Origin of the sequence: Bacillus sp. 03113 (assembly GCF_006546985.1) — a bacterium.
GTDB lineage: Bacteria > Bacillota > Bacilli > Bacillales > Cytobacillaceae > VATK01.
Map to the genome: position 1 here is coordinate 66,537 of NZ_VATK01000019.1, position 17,894 is coordinate 84,430.

The following is a 17,894-nucleotide window of genomic DNA, read 5'->3' on the forward strand; positions in this document are numbered from 1 at the left end:
CTAAATAGGGATATTGCATATATTTTTCTAAATAAAGGGGGAAGAATAAAATGAAAACCTCATCGAGACATCCTATGTATTATTATCCGTTCCCAAATAACTACCACATCAATAACTTCATTCCAATTCATTATCCATCTTCATATTTCCCTTACCAAATCAGACCGTTTCCTACAGTTAATCCAGCATTATTTAATGGATAATATTAACACAGACCTATTAAACAATAAATAGATCTGTTTCATAAAATATTCTTATATTGTTTGAAACCTTTCAACAAGAAGAGCTAGTGTACGAGTCATAACACCAGTTGCTCCAGCTGGTCCTAGATCTCCATTTTTATTCGTAGTCGCTGTCCCTGCAATATCTAAATGAACCCAAGGAGTATTTTCAGCAAATTCGCCAATAAATGCCCCTCCCATAATCATATGACCTTCTCGGCCAGGAGAATTATTGAGATCGGCAATTTTGCTGTTCCTTACTCTTTCTCTGTCTTTTTCAAATAAAGGCAAACGCCATATAGGCTCTCCTGATTCATAAGATGCCTCTAATACTTTTTCAAAGAGAGTATCGTTATTCGTTAGCGCACCAGTTGTTTCTGTTCCTAACGCGACGATGACACCACCTGTCAGCGTGGCTACATCAACAAGGTAATTCGCCCCATGATGCTTTGCATACGTAACAGCATCTGCTAGCACCAATCTTCCTTCTGCATCTGTATTTAACACTTCAATTGTTTTGCCGCTAAAAGAAGTAATCACATCGTCAGGCTTAAATGCGGACCCGCTAATCATATTGTCTGTAGATGGGATAACAGCAACGACATTTTGTTCTGGTTTCGTTTCACCAATGATTTCCATGGCACCAAGCACTGCTGCTGCTCCGCCCATATCTGTTTTCATACCGACAATACCTGATTTCGATTTTATGGAATAGCCGCCAGTATCAAAGGTAATACCCTTCCCAACTAAGCCAATGACATTCTTCCATTCTTCTTTTCCTTGATATTTCAACACAATCATTTTCGGAGGCTCTGAAGAACCTTGATTGACAGCGAGGAATGCACCCATCCCAAGCTTAAGCAAATCTTCTTTTCCCAAAATTTCTACTTCAAAATCATATTTTTCTCCAAGTGTTTTTGCATAGTTCGCTAAATCAGTAGCAGTCAGCATATTACCTGGTAAATTCACAAGTGACCGAGCTGAATTTGTTCCTTTTCCATACGCATAGCCAACAGCTAATGAGGCTTCCAATTCTTCTTTTTCTTCTTTTTCACTGTAAACGGTTATTTTCTCAATCTTTTTTGCTGGCCCTGATTTTTGCTTATAAGTTTCAAGTTCGTAAGTGGATAGTGAGAATGCTTCACTCAATCCAAATGCAGCATCCAGAGGGTTTACATGATCCGTTGTAAAAGAATCTAAATAAACTGCTGTTTCTTTTAATCCATCTTTTGTGATTAATTGAAAGACTCGTCCAAAAGCTTCTTTTAATCGTTCAAATGAATAATCCTTCACTTTTCCAAGTCCAACAAAATAGATTCTCTTTGCCCCGATTTTGTTAAATGTATGAACCTTTTCCATGTATTTCAATTTTGCTGAAATGTCGCCATCCTTTACAAGCTCAGTAAGCGTTCCTTCAAAAATCTCATCTAGTGCAGCAAGCAAGCCCTCAAACTTAAGCGGTTGATCAAAAAGACCGATAATCATACTCTCATGCTTATTTAAAAAATTAAGTTTCTCCTCTACAAAAAACATGCAGCTACCTCCTATTTCCACTCTTTCATTATATCTAATTAACTGGAATACTTCGATATTGTAATGATATTCTATTTATGAGGAGGATAGCATTGTAAATTATAAATAGGTTCCTTTAAAATGATAAGTAAGCAAAAGAAAAAGGTGGTTTCATTATGGAGATATTTTCTAATTTCCCGTTGTGGGCAGCTTTGATCGCGATATTCTTCGCTCAGTTTGTGAAGGTTCCCATTCAATTTATCGCGACTAGAAAAATTGATTGGTCATTATTAACAAGTACAGGCGGCATGCCTAGTTCCCACTCTGCAGCAGTAACAGCATTAAGTACTGGCGTTGCATTGGACATGGGACTGGACTCACCTATTTTTTCAGTAGCCGCTTTATTTGCGATCATAACGATGTTTGATGCAACTGGAGTTAGAAGACAAGCTGGGGAACAAGCGATTGTCTTGAATGAATTAGTTTCTGAATTTAATCGATTTGTTGTAGAAGCAAAAATTTGGCAGCAGAAACCACAAAAAGAAAAACAAAAAAAGCTAAAAGAACTGTTAGGACATAAACCCATTGAAGTATTTTTCGGCGGATTAACAGGAATTTTTCTAACATTAGCCCTTCATTATTTTTTATAAAATAAACAAATCTTAAATGTGAAAAAGAGGCAGATCTACAAGAATACCATTTGATCTGCCTCTTTTTTAATGGAAGTATATTAATGTACTTTTACATTCATATCAAATACGATAATTAATTTCTTTCTGCTTTTATATACTGCTGACGAAATACCTGCATTGATTTTTCTTCATTTAATAATTGAAGGTCTTTCTCTGTCAAAGATCCATTTCCCACTTTTACAACATAGACATCAAGCGTTTTTTTCCCCCAAAACTTGTAGACGTCATTTACCGTTTCATAATACAAATCTAGTCGATTCCCTTTTATGGCTCCTCCTTTATCTGCAACCACACCAAATCCATAATCAGGAATAAATAAGATCGTGCCTATTGGAAAAACGCTAAGATCTGCTGCTACTGTTGAATATAAATCCCTTTTAACCTTTACACCAGAATATGTAATCCCAAAGCTTGGATCACCCGGGTTCTTTCCCGTTGATTCATAGCCTGCAGTATAACCAGTCGCTACCACCATTTTCGTTGGATATTGTGAAAAATCAAAGGCATCCTCAAGAACAGGGATTTCACCAGATACTTCTTTACTAGAAGAAATTTTCGTATCCGCTGCTGCTGCTTTTTTTAAATATTTCAAACCAGAACCAATTGATTTCATTGAAGGATGAAAATTAAATTCTCTTTTCAATTCCTGTTTAATGTTCTCCATGTTCATGTAAGAACCTTCCTCCGCAGCTTTAACACCTGTAATCGAGCGGAAAGTCGTGAGCAAGGCCATTATTAACAACAAAAACATGATCAAACGTTTTGTCCAAACTTTCATTCTATTCATCTAGATTTCACTCCTCCCATGACTATTCATGTCCAAACACATAAAAAAATATTCATAAGAGGGATAAATAGAGTGAATATTAAGATTTTTAAAAATTAATTCTAATGAATTTTAATCTAAAATTAAAACATATAGTAGCCTTTTTTTCTAAGTAATTTAATAGTAAAACCAGCCGCTATGGCTCCTATAAATCCACTGCTTATGATGAGGATATCAGCAATAGCTAGATGGGAAAATCGATTTATAAGATCATTAAAAGAGGCTAAAGCATCAATAAAGTATTGACTAAAACGAACACGATCGATAATGAGGATCGCAATAAAAGGATAAATCATTGCCATGATCCACGACATTTTCAGGAGCATATTTAAAATAAAACCGATTCCAAAAAACAGTACAAAGAAAAGCAGCATGGAAATAGGTAAAACAAAAATAGTCATTTGCATAAAATCCCTTCCCCCTTTCCCAATTATTAAAAGTGTACGGAATGACTGGGTTTCGAGTCAATGAAAATGGTTACATTTTTAACTTTTATCCCATGAAAAAAACTCCAATAACGGAGTTTTTTATATAACCTCATGTATTTCACCAGAATTTTACTTTGCCCTTTTTCAGAACGAGTGTAGGACCACCAATTAGGAAGAGAGCACGATTATCAATCATTTTTTTCATAAACGATGCTTTTGTACCTACTATTTTCTTTCCGAAAACAACACCAATGGCATCATCTTCTCCTAAGGAGCAAACTGTTCCTTTTATATCCGGTGTAAATGATTCTAGTTCAGGTTTATTATCAATAAGTGAGACTATATTTTTAGCACATACTTCTCCTTGCTGCATGGCAATTTGAGCTGTTGGAGGGAACGGTCGATTATTTTCCTCATTAATCATTAATGAACAATCACCAATTATAAATATATTTTCATGTCCAGGCGCTCTTAAGTCTGGTTGTACCTTCACTCGCCCTCTCATAGCTTCAAACCCTGATTTTTCAATCAACGAATTTCCGCGGACTCCTGCAGCCCAAATAACAGTCGCTGCTTTTATTTCATCCACCTTTTCTTCTTTACCAACAAAAATCCCTTCTGAAGTACATTCCTTTATGGACGTCCCAATCAAAAATTCTACGCCCTTTTTCTCTAAAAGAGCAACCGCATATTTGACTAAATCAGGATCAAATCCAGGAAGTACCATTGGTGCTGCTTCCACACAATAAACCTTTACTTTTTGAACATCTATATCATATTCACTGCATAATTGTGGAATTCGATTCATTAATTCTCCTAAAAACTCGATTCCTGTAAAGCCTGCTCCCCCTACCACAATGGTTAAGCGATCTTCTTGTTTCTCATCTTCCATGTTATAAGTTGCGAATTGGTATTCAATATGCTCACGTATTTGACGAGCCGCATTGATATTCGTGATCGAAAATGCATATTCCTTTAGTCCTTTAATTCCAAATGTTTCTGGCTCTGCCCCTAGCGCGACCACAAGATAATCATAATCAACTTCGCCATTTTCTAATAGAACCTTTTTCTCAGCTGTTTTCACTTCAAGAGCTGAAGCTTGTACAAAATGGACTTTATTTCGATCAATTACTTCATTAATATTATACCTTGCTCGATCATGATGCAGAGTTCCTGCTGATGCTTCATGCAGCCAAGTTGTTTCATAATGGTAAGCATTATTATTAATAAGTGTAATTTCAACATCGTTTACATCAACTGCTTTTTGTAATCGAGTAACTGTCATTAATCCGCCATAACCTGCCCCTAATACAAGCACTTTTGGTTTATTCAACATTATCACGCCACCTTTTTGATTGAAAATGAATAATAATCATTCAAATGGGGCTCAAAAGATTGTTCACAGACATTTATAAAGCCCAGCTATGCCCCCATTTTTCCCAGCATTTCTACAATACCCGTTCTAGTCAGATTTATTCCTACATTAAGGATTGTCATTTTGCTGTTGGGATTAATTTATGTAACAATATTGCTACATAAATTCTTTTTTTTAGACACAATTAATGAAAAGCGGTACTTATTTAATGGCTGTTTTCGTATAGATTGTTACTTTTAAACGCGCAGCCTGCATACACTTCGCTTTCCGTGGGCGAGCGTCAAGCCTCCTCGTCGCATACGCTCCTGCGGGGTCTCGCCTTTCTCGTATTCCCACAGGAGTCTACGTCTATGCAGGCTGCTCCGAAACGTTTCTCCCAATGTTTTTTATGTCAAAAGCAACAAACTTTGAGAAAACAGCCTATTTAAAAAGGTGTAGTCTATCTCATTTTCCATTCTCCTGGCAAAAAAATACAAAAAGGGTAAAACCAATCTAGTTAAAACTAAATGGTTTTACCCTTTTTCATTCCTAGTTATAGAAAAGATGACATCAAATTAATAAGCTAAGCTGAATAAACCTTTAATATGAGTTAAATAGCGTACATTACTAGCTTCTTTCATTAAGGAAGCTGGTAATCCTTTAAGCTGAGTTGAATTTGCACCAATAGTAGCAACTGCATCTTTACGTCCAAGGCTTGCTAACGTACCAGAGTTCACTGGGCTAAATGTTTCAAATGCTTTGTTTTGTAAATAGGCATAAAGATTGTATCCGATTAATTCTCCCATTTGCCACGCAATTTGGGCTGTTGGAGGATATGGACGACCATCTGGAGCAAAGTAAACTGCACTATCTCCTGCAACGAATACATCTTCATGTGAAGTAGATTGTAGATAATCATTAACAGTAGCACGACCACGATTTACTTCAAGACCTGACTCCCCTACCATTGGAAGACCTTGTACGCCGCCTGTCCATACAAAAGTATTGGTTACGATCTTTTGACCATCTTTTAAGTCAACAACATTTCCTTCAACATTTGTCACAGGAAGGCCTGTTAAGAATTTAACACCACGAGCTTCTAAGCTAGTTTGTGCACGTTCAATTAATACATCTGGAAGAACAGGAAGGATTTTTGGACCTGCTTCAACTAGTAGTAAAGAAATTTCTTTTGGATCGACCCCATAGCTTTTCGCTAGGTTAGGCATGATATCAGCAAGCTCTCCAACTAGTTCGACCCCAGTTAAACCGCCGCCCCCAATAAGAATTGTTGCATCTGCTTCGTTTTTTGTTTTCGCATACTCACGAATACGATCTTCAACATGTCTATAAATTTTATTTGCATCATCAGCTGATTTTAATACCATACTATTTTCCTCAAGACCTGGTATACCAAAATAAGCTGTTTTGCTTCCAAGAGCTACAACAAGAGCATCATATGATAAAGTTGAACCGTCAGCAAAAACAACTTCTTTCTTATCTACTGAGAAAGAATCAACCTTTGCAATTTTCAAATCAACATCTTTACCTTTTAATAGCTTGTCAAGAGGCATAGCTATCGCTTTTTCCGCTACACTTCCTGCTGCTAAACGATGCAATTCAGTAATAATTTGATGAGTTGGATATTGATTAACGACAGTAACCTGAGCTTCAGATTTACTTAAATATTTTCGAACTGTTAAGGCAGTTAAAAGTCCACCATAACCAGCACCTAAAATCACTATATGTTTTGACATAATTCATCCTCCGTCCATATCAATTAAAAAAGCGTCTGGCGCCTAGTTATGTAAAGTCATGATCTATGACTGTATCGGCGCTCGTGCAATTTGTACATTAAAGTTAGACTCTTATCTACTTTAATAATAAAAAAATTGCCTATCTAATTACTTTTGACGTTCGCGTTCATTCATAATTTGCAAATACGCTTGAGTAAAGCGGAATAGTTTTTGAGCTTGCGGATCCTTCATTAATCTTAATAAACCAAATAATCCAATTGCTTCATTGCTTTGCTCAGCACGATCTTTCGCTTCAATAGCATTTGCTGCTATTTCTTTAACTGATTCTTTTACGGGTTCAAAAATTTCAGTAATGGCACCTACTGTATCACTTTTTAAAACATCATCAGTAGCTACAGATTGAGCAAAATCATAAGACTTCGTTAAAATATTCACTAACTCAGTCAGCTTTGGAAGCTGTTCAATTAATGCAGTTAATGATTCTTGTACTTCAGGCTTTAATAACTGATCTAAAAGATCTTTGCCGGTAGACGCTGTCAGTGCTTCATTTTCAATGTTAGTTTGAGTAATTGTTTCTGACATAACCGATTCTCCTTTACAATAAGCAATACCTTTTATATTTGTTTTATCTTAAAACAAGGCATGCACTTTAAATAAAAAGATTGTGAACTACTTCACGAACTAAGACAAAAAAATGTTCTAATTCCGTCACAAAACTTTAACAAATATATCTACCCTCATATTATGCCTTTTACAGCTTATTTTCAAGTATAAAAATCGGCAAAAAATGTCTTTAGAAAATTATGAATTGTCGCGTTTTTCCTATAATAATGGTATTAATATTAATTGAGAATTTTTATCATTTTCCATATGGTATACAAACAGAAATTGCATATTTTAATTTTGGAGGGATACGGAGTGAAAACTCATTGCATGTGGATTTTAGGAAGCACCAACAGCCATTAACCATGCAAAAGCATATATCGAACCAAAAGCAAAAGTTTAACCGTTGAATAGTACATCCTTATTTAAGTAACATAAAAAGCACCGAATCCCGGTGCTTTTTACTTATTAGTAAAACCCCAAAATAGGCCTTACCGTATTAACATTCCTCTGGTGTACCAGCATTTGCCGCTGTACGGAAGGATGAACCACAGCCGCAAGAAGCAATCGCGTTCGGGTTATCGATCGTAAAACCTCCACCCATCATCGATTGTTTGTAATCAATTTTTGTTCCGTTAAGAATAGGCTTATCGTCTGATGCTACAAGAACGTTAATTCCATACTGCTCAAATTGAACGTCATTTTCTTCTTTTTCATGTACGAAACCCATTCCATAGGATAAACCGCTACAACCGCCGCCTTTAACAGCTACACGTAAAAAAGCACTCTCCTCTTCATTTTGCTTCATCATATCTTTTATCTGAAGAGCAGCTGCTTCTGTAATCACCACTATATTTTCCATGCAATTGCCTCCTAAATTAATAATTTGTTCTACCTACAGTATATACATTGTCACATCCTTGCTCAACCTAATGAGCTTATGATTACTATGTTTCAGTTGTTTTTTAGAGATAAGTCTATTTTAATAGGTCTTTTAACACAATTTAATGTATAATTAATTCATAAAATAATCCTTATTATCTATATATCCTTACAACTTTTTTCTAGAGAAGGTGTCTATATGACCAATATTCAGCCACTATACAATAAGAGCTACAAATGCCCATTGTGTTGCCAAACCTTTTCAACAAAAAAGATGCGTTCTCGTTTTATAAAAGTATCACATTACGATACTGATTTTTGTCCGACCTATTTTTCTGATGAATTAAATCCAATCTTTTATTTTATTAATATTTGCCCATCCTGTGGTTATTCATTTTCTAATGCATTTTTAGATTTCTTTCCGCCAAATACAAAAAATACTTTATATGATCAAGTTTGTCGTCATTGGGTTACTCAAGATTTTGGGGGAATAAGAAAAATAGAAGATGCTATTAAAACATTAAAGCTCGCTGCTTATTGTGCCAATTTAAAAAAGGAAAAGCATATTACCGTTGCAGGATTGTATATACGGCTAGCTTGGATGTACCGATCAATGGGTCTTCAAAAGGAAGAACTGAGATTTATGAATATCGCTCTAACAGAATATCTCGAATCTTACTTGATCGAAGATTATCAAGGTACACAAGTTTCCGAATTAAAAGTACTCTATCTTATTGGGGAGCTTTCGAGGCGAACCAAAAGAACAGAGCAATCTATTAGGTATTTTTCAAAAATTATCGAACAACAAAATCAATCCAACGAACCGAGAATCATAGAAATGGCAAAAGATCGGTGGCACGACATAAGAGATGAACAAAATATACAAAGGCACCAAGCTTTGTAGCTTCACTTGTGAAGTCATATTAATTAGTGCCTATTTACTATGAATGGCTGAAGATACCTGAGAGAAGGTATTGACAGTCCTCTCTTGCATATAATGAACTATAAGAACATCGGATTGTCTTCTAAATATTGATAAATTTGTGTGACTAGCTCCTCGGCAGTTGCACCTGTTACAACTTCTCCATTTACTAATGCATATAAGGATCCAGCACATTTTCCGCAATATCCTAGACAACCGTATTCAATAATATCTAAATTAGAATCTTTTTCAAGAACTTCTCTTGCTGCTTGAGCTCCATTTGCTAAATTACTTATACAAAACTCAATAATTGGTTTGATCAAAATCCTCACCTCTCTACCTTTACTATCGTAACTATTTTTTATTTGATTAGCAAGATAACCGTTTAATCAGTATCTACTTGATGAGCCATTTTATTTTAATTGTGATTTCCTGTTTATTTCGTTATACTTTTTATGGTATTTAATCCATTAAATTTGAGAAATTAAACTATAACATTATTTTGAAAACGTTTTTAGCAGTATTTTTGCTATTTTAAAATAGATCATATTACAACAAGAAAATGGTGTAAAAGGAGTCATTTCCATATGAAAAATCTTGTTATACTTGGTGGCGGATATGGAGGAATGAGAATTCTAGAACGCCTCTTGCCAAATCATCTTCCTGAGGATATATCCATTACGTTAATAGATAAGGTCCCTTATCATTGTTTGAAGACTGAATATTACGCATTGGCTGCTGGTACAATATCAGATCAGCATATTAGAGTTGCATTTCCAGACCATCCACGATTAACAATTAAATATGGCAACGTTATTGGAATTGATTTAAAAAATCAAAAAGTTTATCTTAAGGACCAAGAACCCATTCTTTATGATGATTTAGTCATCGGCTTGGGGTGTGAAGATAATTTCCATCATATTTCAGGTGCGGAACAATACACACATAGTATCCAAACAATTGAAAAATCCCGGGAAACGTATCAAGCCTTAAATAATTTAGCACCTGGATCGATTGTTGCAATTGTGGGAGCTGGATTAAGTGGGGTCGAGTTAGCTTCAGAATTAAATGAGAGTAGATCTGACTTGAAAATTATGCTTTTTGATCGCGGCAATTACATTTTATCTGCTTTTCCAAAACGATTAAGCACCTATGTTGAGAATTGGTTTGATAACCATGGAGTTGATATTGTTAATAATTCTAATATAACATCTGTTGAAAAAAATCTTTTATTTAACCATGAAGAACCTATCTACTGTGATGTGATTGTTTGGACCGCTGGGATTCAACCGAACAAGCTTATTAGAGAGTTAGATATTCAGAAAGATTCACAAGGAAGAGCTGTTTTAACAAAATACCATAACATTCCAAACGATGAACATGTTTATGTAGTCGGAGATTGTGCAAGCCTAAACCGAGCTCCAAGTGCACAGTTAGCAGAAGGTCAGGCGGATCAAATTGTTCAAATTCTATTAACTAGATGGAACGGGGAAACACTTCCTGACTCTCTACCTGAAATTAAATTAAAAGGGATACTTGGATCACTTGGCAGAAAACATGGCTTTGGTATTGTTGCGGATAAACCTATCACAGGACGTGTTGCACGACTGATCAAATCCGGGATTCTCTGGATGTATAAACACCATAAAGGATAAATAATGGGAACAGTAAATAAGGTGGAGCTTAATCCACCTTATTTACTTACATAACCGTATTTTTCTAATTCTGAATAGATTGTTTTTAAACGGGGATTGCCCTCCCCAACTATTTCCCCTTCAATAACAACAACTGGATAGAACAGATCCTCCTCTATAACCCTTTGAGCAAATTTCCTTTTTTCTTCCTCCATAGGAGGTTGAAATATATCAATATAAGAGATTTGAAAGGGCTGATTAGGAAATTTTCTGCTGACAGCTGCTTCAAGCCAATCGCACGTTTCTTTTGAAGAAGGAAGATTCACACAACTTGGGCAGGTTTGTTCAGCTCCAAAAACATTGATTTCAATTTTTTTATTATTCACATAAATCCCCCTAAGTTCATTAATACATTCATTTTACAACATATTAATATTGAAAAAGAACTTATATAATAAAAAATCATTTGTTGGACGCATTTATTCTCTTAAATATGCTTAGTTAAAAATTGAAGTTATTGTCTTACCATATTTCACAATGGCTTTTTCATTTCATTCTGTATATAATATAGACTAACGAAAGGAGTAGATAATACATGTCAGAGCAAGATATTAAAGAACAAGTACAAGAAGTGTTGGATAAATTGCGCCCCTTTCTCCTAAGAGATGGTGGAGATTGCGAATTGATAGATGTTGAAGAAGGTATTGTTAAATTGCGTTTATTAGGTGCTTGCGGAAGCTGCCCAAGTTCAACCATTACTCTTAAAGCTGGTATTGAACGCGCACTTTTAGAAGAAGTACCTGGAATTCTAGAAGTAGAACAAGTATTTTAATAAAAAAGAAGGTGTTTGATAAAAGTTGCTAACTTTATCAAACACCTTTTTTTATGAAATTAAACTGACAATTTAAGACAAAATGCCCTTTAAGCTTTCATTTTTGTTTATCTCATCAGCATGATATAGTTGGCTTCCTTTATTATCAATTTGCAAGCTGATAAAGGACATATTAGGAAGCTTTTTTTCTATTTCAGAAATTAGGGACTGAGATAATCCTTCTTGAGTGAAGCAAAGGACAGTTGGTCCCGCACCACTTAAAGCGACCCCAAAAGCTCCATGTTGTGGAGCAATTTCTTCAATAATCGGTAGATGTGGAACTAGCTTTTTACGGAAAGGCTGATGATATCGATCCTTCTTCATCATTTTTCCTGCTAATTCGAAGTTTCCATTTAATAAAGATGCAATTAATACATTCGCAACTGCTCCTGCAGCAACAGCTTCTTTGAACGAAACTTCTGTTGGCAAAACACTTCTTGACTTTTTCGTTAAAAGCTCTTCATTAGGAACAACAGCAACCATTTCAAAAGATAAATTATAAAAGATCTCTGCGTTTACTTCTTCTTCCGTTTGACAGCCAACAACAAGACCCCCAAATACGGAAGCTCCTACATTATCAGGATGGCCTTCAATTTCACTTGCAATTGTAAACTTATCTTTTTTAGAAAGCTGTAAATCACACAAAGCGTCGGCTAGTTCAATGCCTGCAACTATCGCAGAAGCACTTGAACCTAAACCACGTGCAAGCGGGATATCGCTTTTTACCTTTAAGCTGCATTTTGGCAGATCTTTATTATATTTTTTAGCCACTTTAAGGGCTGTTTGAACAATAAAATTTGATTCATCTTGTGGAAAGACCTTTAATTCTTCACACATGGGAATCACTTCCCAATTGGTAGATCGATTGACCTCAATCGTTAAATAAAGATTAAGGGCTAGTCCAACAGAGTCAAATCCAGGACCTACATTTGCTGTACTCGCTGGAACTTGAATAATGAGCCTTTCTTCTTGGCTCATATATGAACAGCTCCTTTAATATGCTCAGCTACTTTCTTGATATCATTCGGTAATTTTACTGGAGTAATCGGACTGCAATCCATTGCTGTATTCGGATCCTTCAAGCCATTACCAGTTAGAATCGCTACGATTTTACTACCTTTTTGAATGTCTCCATTTTTCAAATGCTTAAAGACACCCGCTAATGAAGCACATGAAGCTGGTTCTGCGAATACACCTTCAGTAGCAGCAAGCTTACGATATGCTGCAATAATTTCTTCATCCGTTACTTCATCAATTTTTCCATTTGATTCTTTTTGTGCATTTACAGCTAGCTCCCAGCTAGCTGGATTTCCAATGCGGATTGCTGTTGCTATTGTTTCTGGATTTTCAAATACTTTATTATGAACAATGGCAGCCGCTCCTGCTGCTTCAAAGCCATGCATTTTTGGAAGTCCTGTTTGCTTAGCTTCATTGTATTCTTTAAAACCTTTCCAATACGCACTAATATTTCCTGCATTCCCTACTGGAATCGCTAAAATATCTGGTGCTGAACCAAGCTGGTCACATATTTCAAAAGCAGCTGTTTTTTGACCTTCAAGGCGATATGGATTGACTGAATTTACTAGCGTAATCGGTTCTGTTTCGCTAATTTCTCGTACCATTTTTAAAGCTTGATCGAAGTTTCCTTCAATTGAAATGATGTCAGCACCATACATAACAGCTTGAGCAAGCTTACCCATTGCAATTTTCCCTTCAGGAATAACAACGATACATTTCAAGCCTGCTCGTGCTGCATATGCCGCTGCCGCTGCTGATGTATTTCCCGTTGATGCACAGATAACCGTTTTACTTCCAGCTTCTTTTGCCTTCGCAACGGCCATAACCATTCCGCGGTCTTTAAAAGATCCTGTTGGGTTAGCGCCTTCTGTTTTCACATAAAGCTCTATTCCTAATTCCTTTGAAAGATTTTCTAGCTTTATTAAAGGCGTATTTCCTTCGTTTAGTGTCAACATAGGGGTTGAATCATTAATTGGAAGATAATCCTTATATTCAGCTAATAAGCCTTCCCATCTCATTATTTTGTTCCTCCTTCAACTCTATAAGAGCTTTTAACGGTTTTTACCGTATTTATTTCTTCTAAATTTTGTAATACATCTTCATAATCTTGCAAGGAAGCGGCGTGCGTAACTAATACAATTTCCGCAAGACCTTTTTCCTTCACAGGTAACTGAAGAATCTTCTCAAAGCTTACACCATGTTTAGAGAAAATTGAAGTGATTTCTGCAAAAACACCTACTTCATCTTTAACCTGCAATCTTAAAAAATATTTAGAGTAGATCTCAGATGGATCTTTTAATTTTTTTTCATATTGAGGTGTTACTGCACTTTGACCGTTAACACCTAGACGCATATTTTTCATGATTCCGACTAAGTCCGATACGACAGCAGTTGCAGTAGGAAGACTACCTGCCCCAGGACCATAAAACATCGTTTCTCCAACGGCTTCTCCATAAATAAACACAGCATTATATACATCGTTTACAGATGCAAGAGGGTGTGAATCTGAAATTAAGGTAGGCTGCACACTTACTTCTACCTTTTGATCAACTCGATCAGCAATTCCGATGAGCTTCATCGTGTAACCAAGCTGTTTTCCATAACGAATATCCTCTTCTGTAATTTGGCTAATTCCTTTTACCTTTACATCCTCTAAATCAATATTCATGGAAAAACCAAGTGTGGATAAAATCGCCATTTTTCTAGCTGCATCTAACCCTTCCACATCAGATGTTGGGTCTGCTTCAGCATAGCCTAGCTCTTGAGCTTCCTTTAGCACCGCTTCATATGGGCTTCCAAAGTTGCTCATTTTTGTTAATATATAATTCGTTGTCCCGTTCACAATTCCCATAATTTTCACAATTTGATCTGATGCTAATCCATCAACAAGTCCTCTTAAGACAGGAATTCCCCCTGCAACACTCGCTTCAAAAAATAAGTCGCATCCATTTTCAGAAGCGACTTTTAAAAGTTCTGAACCATGTATAGCCATTAAATCCTTGTTAGCTGTTACGACATGCTTTTTATTATAAAGTGCTTTGAGAATTTGAGTTTTAGTGCTTTCAATGCCACCCATTACTTCAATTACAACATCAATTTCAGGATCACTTATAATATCTTCAGGATCTGTTGTCAAAATCGCTTCATCAATTTCGACATCTCTCTTTTTATTTTTATTATTAACGAGAATTTTCTTCACTTTTACTGGACATCCAACTTGATGCATAAGCTTATCTTGGTGATTCTCGATAATTTTTACAACGCCTGAACCTACTGTTCCAAGTCCAAGCAATCCAATTGAAATTGCCTCCATTGATTTCCCTCCAAATGATGTTCTCTATAAATGAACATTTGTCTTCTTCTAGTAGACATTATAGTAATAGATGCTATTTTTTACAAGGGTTTATTTCATTAATTTTATTAAGAAAACGCTTAACCCAATACAATCACTTGTTTTTCCTAATTTTTATAATTTAATATGTATGACCTAATGAACTCGCTCCAGTAAGCTGAAACGAGTTCACCTGAAAAATCATTGTTATCCTTTAAACATTTAATTTATTTACAAGTGTTGTTGGCTCTTTATCAGACAATACTGCCTGAATATTTTCCACACACAGCTTCATCATGCCTAAACGAGTTGCCATGCTTGCACTCCCAATATGAGGAATTGCAACAACATTAGACAGGTTTAACAGCGGATGATCTACATCAATTGGTTCTTTTACAAAAACATCTAACCCTGCTGCAGCAATTTCTCCTTCAACTAAGGCATCGTATAGTGCATTTTCATCTACAACAGCTCCACGAGAAGCATTAATAAAGATCGCTGTTTTTTTCATTTTCTTGAATACGTCACGTGAGAATAAATTTCTCGTTTGTTCTGTTAATGGGGTAAGGCATACAATAAAATCAGATTTAATAACAAGCTCCTCGAACGTGCAATATACAGCACCAAGCTGTTTTTCTGCTTCTAGTTTTCGGGATCGATTATGATAGAGAATATTCATCTCAAAACCAGCTGCTCTTTTTGCAACTGCCTGACCAATACTTCCCATTCCAACTATCCCAATTGTTTTATGATGAATATCATGTCCAGCTAGCAACAAGGGACTCCAGCTTTTCCATTCCCCATTTTTAATGAATTCAGCTGCTTCAACAATTCTTCGTGCTGTTGACATAAGAAGCGCAAAAGTCAAATCAGCAGTAGAATCTGTTAAAATATCAGGAGTATTGCATATGGCTATACCATTTTCCGTTGCCGCTTTGATGTCTATATTATCAAATCCTACCGCTAAATTGGCTATGACTTTTAAATTTTCAGCATTATTTAGGACTTCTCTATCTATAGGGTCAGAGAGCATCGTTAAGAGCGCCTCTGCTTTTTTTGCGTGGGCTCGCAATGTTTCAACTGGAACTGGTACATCCTCTTTATCCCACATGTTTACTTCATATTTTTCCGTCAGTGGAGCAATGATCTCATCTGGCAGCTTCCTTGTTACAAAAATAGATGGCTTCAAAATTTCCCCTCCTTAATCTTCATGTCCATTATAAAGGAAAGAGAAACATAGATCATAGATACAACTATAAATTCTCAATTTCGTCACAACAAGAAAAGCAGAAGCGACTTGTACAGCCCTGAAGAAAAATGTTCTCATGACTCAAAAAGTGCTTTTTACTTTTAGAGGCATGAGGTTATTTTTCACAAGGGCTAGGCGCTGGAGCTGGAAATAAATGAAAAGCGGCCGATTAAAAGCGCCACGTCCTTATGTCTTCATCGGCACTAGTACATCCTGTACGTCCGAAGCGACTTGTTTAGCTTACATATCCATCTTCAGTAGGATCTAATTTTCAAAACGATTAAGATCGCTTTAACCATTCTAATTCGGGTATTTTCATTTTTCTTATCGGTACTTCAGCATGTTGAAAAAAATCTCTTAAAAACCTTTCATATTCACTTGATTGGTGTAAATATTTTTCTAGTTTATCCTCTAAATAATTTTTTTGCTGTTCAGAGCTGGTTGAATAGTAATTCTCAATATTTTCAAAGTAATGGAGTGGAAAAACCATTCTTGCATATAACAATCTCCACGAAAAAGAGCTTAAAGGAGTAATGGTTTGATAATCTGTTAATAACTTAGCCATATCTCGATGATACGTCTGCATATTTTGAAAATATCGATCTCTAATCCATTCAGCTAAATCTCTACTGCTGTGGTCAAAAACCCAATCAAATGGATTTTTTATGATAAACGATTCTCCCCACGCAGACGATGAGAAGCGATTATGACAAATCGTCCCACTATCCATCGGTAATGGATCATCATCAATTTCTGTATCAATTAGGTATTGAATGGAGTTTTCAGCTAATCCCAAATAGTAGGAAAATGATTCAATAAACATACGATCAAATTCATTTTCTGGCTGTTGATAAATCATAGTGCTCCAAACTTTCTCCATTTGATCCAATCTTTTTTCCCAAAGCTGCTTCCACTGACCAACCCTGCTCGATCTTGTTACAGTAAAATTAATAGATCTACCTCGATGATGAAACTTTCCGAGCATTCGTCCACTTCGATCTTTTTCTTGGTTGCGAATTTGATTATTAAATAGGATGCAATACTTTCTTTTTTCCCATTCCGTTTCTCGTTTTCCATCCTTTGTATGAAGAAATTGAACAATATCACGATCTCCTTTTTGGACTAAATGAGTAGCGAATCGTTCGAGCTCGTTAAGATCGTCTTCCTCATACTGATGAATTGGGACAAGCATATATAATTGATTGTTTCGTTTACAAGCTTCATAACGCCCTATTATAATTTCTTCATCGGCTTGAATTTCAAACTGCTTTGAAAGTAAGGTTTGAAGCATTTTCTCACCTCATTTTTACACTAATTATTACATTTATATGAAATAGGATAAGAAACTTGTAATTTTCTTCAATGACCACATAAAAACAGTTAGCACTGGTACAAACATATATAGTAGAAGATTTATTAAAAATAAAGGCTCTTTTCGTATAGATTGTTGTTATTTAACCCGCATCCTGAATACACTTCGCTTTCCGCGGGCGAGTGCCGAGCCTCCTCGTCGCTATGCTGAGGCCACTGAAAAACTTTCGTTTTTTTTTGTTTATATTTGAATGTAGACATATAAAAGGCAACTTGTCTCCAAAAT

General features: G+C 35.8%; 19 protein-coding genes and 1 pseudogene. 6 read left to right on the forward strand and 14 right to left on the reverse strand.

Annotated features, from left to right (window positions below):
* Positions 1-50 precede the first annotated feature (50 nt).
* Positions 51-203 carry a hypothetical protein gene (locus FDO66_RS20945; RefSeq protein ID WP_181444620.1) on the forward strand — a complete coding sequence of 51 codons (153 nt, stop codon included), beginning with the start codon at positions 51-53 and terminating at the stop codon, positions 201-203.
* Positions 204-254: 51 nt separating this feature from the next.
* On the opposite strand, the gene FDO66_RS17025 is transcribed toward FDO66_RS20945, so the two are convergent.
* The gene (locus FDO66_RS17025) at positions 255-1,754 is read right to left on the reverse strand and encodes a leucyl aminopeptidase (RefSeq protein ID WP_141433856.1); all 1,500 of its coding nucleotides are present in this window, start codon (positions 1,752-1,754) and stop codon (positions 255-257) included.
* A 155-nt stretch (positions 1,755-1,909) separates the two neighbouring features.
* Here FDO66_RS17025 and FDO66_RS17030 point away from each other — a divergent pair, with 155 nt between their 5' ends.
* Positions 1,910-2,383 (forward strand): divergent PAP2 family protein, encoded by a 474-nt coding sequence (locus FDO66_RS17030; RefSeq protein ID WP_141433857.1) that lies wholly within the window; start codon positions 1,910-1,912, stop codon positions 2,381-2,383.
* A gap of 115 nt (positions 2,384-2,498) precedes the next feature.
* Here the strand turns inward: FDO66_RS17030 and FDO66_RS17035 are convergent, their stop codons facing one another.
* From FDO66_RS17035 to FDO66_RS17055, 5 genes are all read right to left on the reverse strand, one after another.
* Positions 2,499-3,212 carry a 3D domain-containing protein gene (locus tag FDO66_RS17035; RefSeq protein ID WP_141433858.1) on the reverse strand — a complete coding sequence of 238 codons (714 nt, stop codon included), beginning with the start codon at positions 3,210-3,212 and terminating at the stop codon, positions 2,499-2,501.
* Between the two features lie 122 nt (positions 3,213-3,334).
* Positions 3,335-3,658 (reverse strand): YuiB family protein, encoded by a 324-nt coding sequence (locus FDO66_RS17040; RefSeq protein WP_141433859.1) that lies wholly within the window; start codon positions 3,656-3,658, stop codon positions 3,335-3,337.
* A gap of 139 nt (positions 3,659-3,797) precedes the next feature.
* The gene (locus FDO66_RS17045) at positions 3,798-5,015 is read right to left on the reverse strand and encodes an NAD(P)/FAD-dependent oxidoreductase (protein WP_395939803.1); all 1,218 of its coding nucleotides are present in this window, start codon (positions 5,013-5,015) and stop codon (positions 3,798-3,800) included.
* 593 nt (positions 5,016-5,608) lie between these two features.
* On the reverse strand, positions 5,609-6,787 hold the full coding sequence (locus FDO66_RS17050; RefSeq protein ID WP_141433860.1) for an NAD(P)/FAD-dependent oxidoreductase: 1,179 nt from the start codon (positions 6,785-6,787) through the stop codon (positions 5,609-5,611).
* Positions 6,788-6,934: 147 nt separating this feature from the next.
* Entirely contained in the window at positions 6,935-7,369 is a 435-nt protein-coding gene (locus tag FDO66_RS17055) for a helical membrane plugin domain-containing protein (protein WP_141433861.1), read from the reverse strand.
* A 340-nt stretch (positions 7,370-7,709) separates the two neighbouring features.
* Here FDO66_RS17055 and FDO66_RS21430 point away from each other — a divergent pair.
* Positions 7,710-7,793 (forward strand): annotated as a pseudogene (locus tag FDO66_RS21430) (hypothetical protein); the annotation flags it as partial.
* Between the two features lie 96 nt (positions 7,794-7,889).
* On the opposite strand, the gene FDO66_RS17060 reads toward FDO66_RS21430, so the two are convergent.
* Positions 7,890-8,252 carry a HesB/IscA family protein gene (locus FDO66_RS17060; protein WP_141433862.1) on the reverse strand — a complete coding sequence of 121 codons (363 nt, stop codon included), beginning with the start codon at positions 8,250-8,252 and terminating at the stop codon, positions 7,890-7,892.
* 219 nt (positions 8,253-8,471) lie between these two features.
* Here FDO66_RS17060 and FDO66_RS17065 point away from each other — a divergent pair, with 219 nt between their 5' ends.
* Positions 8,472-9,176 (forward strand): DUF2225 domain-containing protein, encoded by a 705-nt coding sequence (locus FDO66_RS17065; protein WP_141433863.1) that lies wholly within the window; start codon positions 8,472-8,474, stop codon positions 9,174-9,176.
* Between the two features lie 98 nt (positions 9,177-9,274).
* On the opposite strand, the gene FDO66_RS17070 is transcribed toward FDO66_RS17065, so the two are convergent.
* Complete coding sequence (locus FDO66_RS17070) at positions 9,275-9,517, reverse strand: YuzB family protein (protein WP_141433864.1); 243 nt, start codon at positions 9,515-9,517, stop codon at positions 9,275-9,277.
* A gap of 264 nt (positions 9,518-9,781) precedes the next feature.
* Between FDO66_RS17070 and FDO66_RS17075 the strand changes: the two genes are divergently transcribed.
* On the forward strand, positions 9,782-10,849 hold the full coding sequence (locus FDO66_RS17075) for an NAD(P)/FAD-dependent oxidoreductase (protein WP_141433865.1): 1,068 nt from the start codon (positions 9,782-9,784) through the stop codon (positions 10,847-10,849).
* A gap of 38 nt (positions 10,850-10,887) precedes the next feature.
* Here the strand turns inward: FDO66_RS17075 and FDO66_RS17080 are convergent, their stop codons facing one another.
* Positions 10,888-11,214: a YuzD family protein gene (locus FDO66_RS17080; protein WP_141433866.1), complete on the reverse strand. Its 327-nt coding sequence runs from the start codon at positions 11,212-11,214 to the stop codon at positions 10,888-10,890.
* A gap of 209 nt (positions 11,215-11,423) precedes the next feature.
* Between FDO66_RS17080 and FDO66_RS17085 the strand changes: the two genes are divergently transcribed.
* Positions 11,424-11,660: a NifU family protein gene (locus tag FDO66_RS17085; RefSeq protein ID WP_141433867.1), complete on the forward strand. Its 237-nt coding sequence runs from the start codon at positions 11,424-11,426 to the stop codon at positions 11,658-11,660.
* Positions 11,661-11,732: 72 nt separating this feature from the next.
* On the opposite strand, the gene thrB is transcribed toward FDO66_RS17085, so the two are convergent.
* The 5 genes from thrB to yutH form a co-directional block, all read right to left on the reverse strand.
* Entirely contained in the window at positions 11,733-12,677 is a 945-nt protein-coding gene (thrB, locus tag FDO66_RS17090; protein ID WP_141433868.1) for a homoserine kinase, read from the reverse strand.
* The gene (gene thrC / locus FDO66_RS17095; RefSeq protein ID WP_141433869.1) at positions 12,674-13,735 is read right to left on the reverse strand and encodes a threonine synthase; all 1,062 of its coding nucleotides are present in this window, start codon (positions 13,733-13,735) and stop codon (positions 12,674-12,676) included. Before thrC ends, thrB begins: the two co-directional genes overlap by 4 nt.
* Complete coding sequence (locus tag FDO66_RS17100; RefSeq protein WP_141433870.1) at positions 13,735-15,030, reverse strand: homoserine dehydrogenase; 1,296 nt, start codon at positions 15,028-15,030, stop codon at positions 13,735-13,737. Before FDO66_RS17100 ends, thrC begins: the two co-directional genes overlap by 1 nt.
* A 232-nt stretch (positions 15,031-15,262) precedes the next feature.
* The gene (locus FDO66_RS17105) at positions 15,263-16,240 is read right to left on the reverse strand and encodes a 2-hydroxyacid dehydrogenase (RefSeq protein ID WP_141433871.1); all 978 of its coding nucleotides are present in this window, start codon (positions 16,238-16,240) and stop codon (positions 15,263-15,265) included.
* A 337-nt stretch (positions 16,241-16,577) separates the two neighbouring features.
* On the reverse strand, positions 16,578-17,588 hold the full coding sequence (gene yutH / locus FDO66_RS17110; RefSeq protein ID WP_141433872.1) for a spore coat putative kinase YutH: 1,011 nt from the start codon (positions 17,586-17,588) through the stop codon (positions 16,578-16,580).
* Positions 17,589-17,894 lie beyond the last annotated feature (306 nt).

What these genes read in the sequence shown, in the direction of transcription:
- FDO66_RS20945 (WP_181444620.1), top strand. Translation starts at nt 51, where the DNA reads ATGAAAACCTCATCGAGACATCCTATGTATTATTATCCGTTCCCAAAT.
- FDO66_RS17025 (WP_141433856.1), bottom strand. Translation starts at nt 1,754, where the DNA reads ATGTTTTTTGTAGAGGAGAAACTTAATTTTTTAAATAAGCATGAGAGT.
- FDO66_RS17030 (WP_141433857.1), top strand. Translation starts at nt 1,910, where the DNA reads ATGGAGATATTTTCTAATTTCCCGTTGTGGGCAGCTTTGATCGCGATA.
- FDO66_RS17035 (WP_141433858.1), bottom strand. Translation starts at nt 3,212, where the DNA reads ATGAATAGAATGAAAGTTTGGACAAAACGTTTGATCATGTTTTTGTTG.
- FDO66_RS17040 (WP_141433859.1), bottom strand. Translation starts at nt 3,658, where the DNA reads ATGCAAATGACTATTTTTGTTTTACCTATTTCCATGCTGCTTTTCTTT.
- FDO66_RS17045 (WP_395939803.1), bottom strand. Translation starts at nt 5,015, where the DNA reads ATGTTGAATAAACCAAAAGTGCTTGTATTAGGGGCAGGTTATGGCGGA.
- FDO66_RS17050 (WP_141433860.1), bottom strand. Translation starts at nt 6,787, where the DNA reads ATGTCAAAACATATAGTGATTTTAGGTGCTGGTTATGGTGGACTTTTA.
- FDO66_RS17055 (WP_141433861.1), bottom strand. Translation starts at nt 7,369, where the DNA reads ATGTCAGAAACAATTACTCAAACTAACATTGAAAATGAAGCACTGACA.
- FDO66_RS17060 (WP_141433862.1), bottom strand. Translation starts at nt 8,252, where the DNA reads ATGGAAAATATAGTGGTGATTACAGAAGCAGCTGCTCTTCAGATAAAA.
- FDO66_RS17065 (WP_141433863.1), top strand. Translation starts at nt 8,472, where the DNA reads ATGACCAATATTCAGCCACTATACAATAAGAGCTACAAATGCCCATTG.
- FDO66_RS17075 (WP_141433865.1), top strand. Translation starts at nt 9,782, where the DNA reads ATGAAAAATCTTGTTATACTTGGTGGCGGATATGGAGGAATGAGAATT.
- FDO66_RS17085 (WP_141433867.1), top strand. Translation starts at nt 11,424, where the DNA reads ATGTCAGAGCAAGATATTAAAGAACAAGTACAAGAAGTGTTGGATAAA.
- thrB (WP_141433868.1), bottom strand. Translation starts at nt 12,677, where the DNA reads ATGAGCCAAGAAGAAAGGCTCATTATTCAAGTTCCAGCGAGTACAGCA.
- thrC (WP_141433869.1), bottom strand. Translation starts at nt 13,735, where the DNA reads ATGAGATGGGAAGGCTTATTAGCTGAATATAAGGATTATCTTCCAATT.
- FDO66_RS17100 (WP_141433870.1), bottom strand. Translation starts at nt 15,030, where the DNA reads ATGGAGGCAATTTCAATTGGATTGCTTGGACTTGGAACAGTAGGTTCA.
- yutH (WP_141433872.1), bottom strand. Translation starts at nt 17,588, where the DNA reads ATGCTTCAAACCTTACTTTCAAAGCAGTTTGAAATTCAAGCCGATGAA.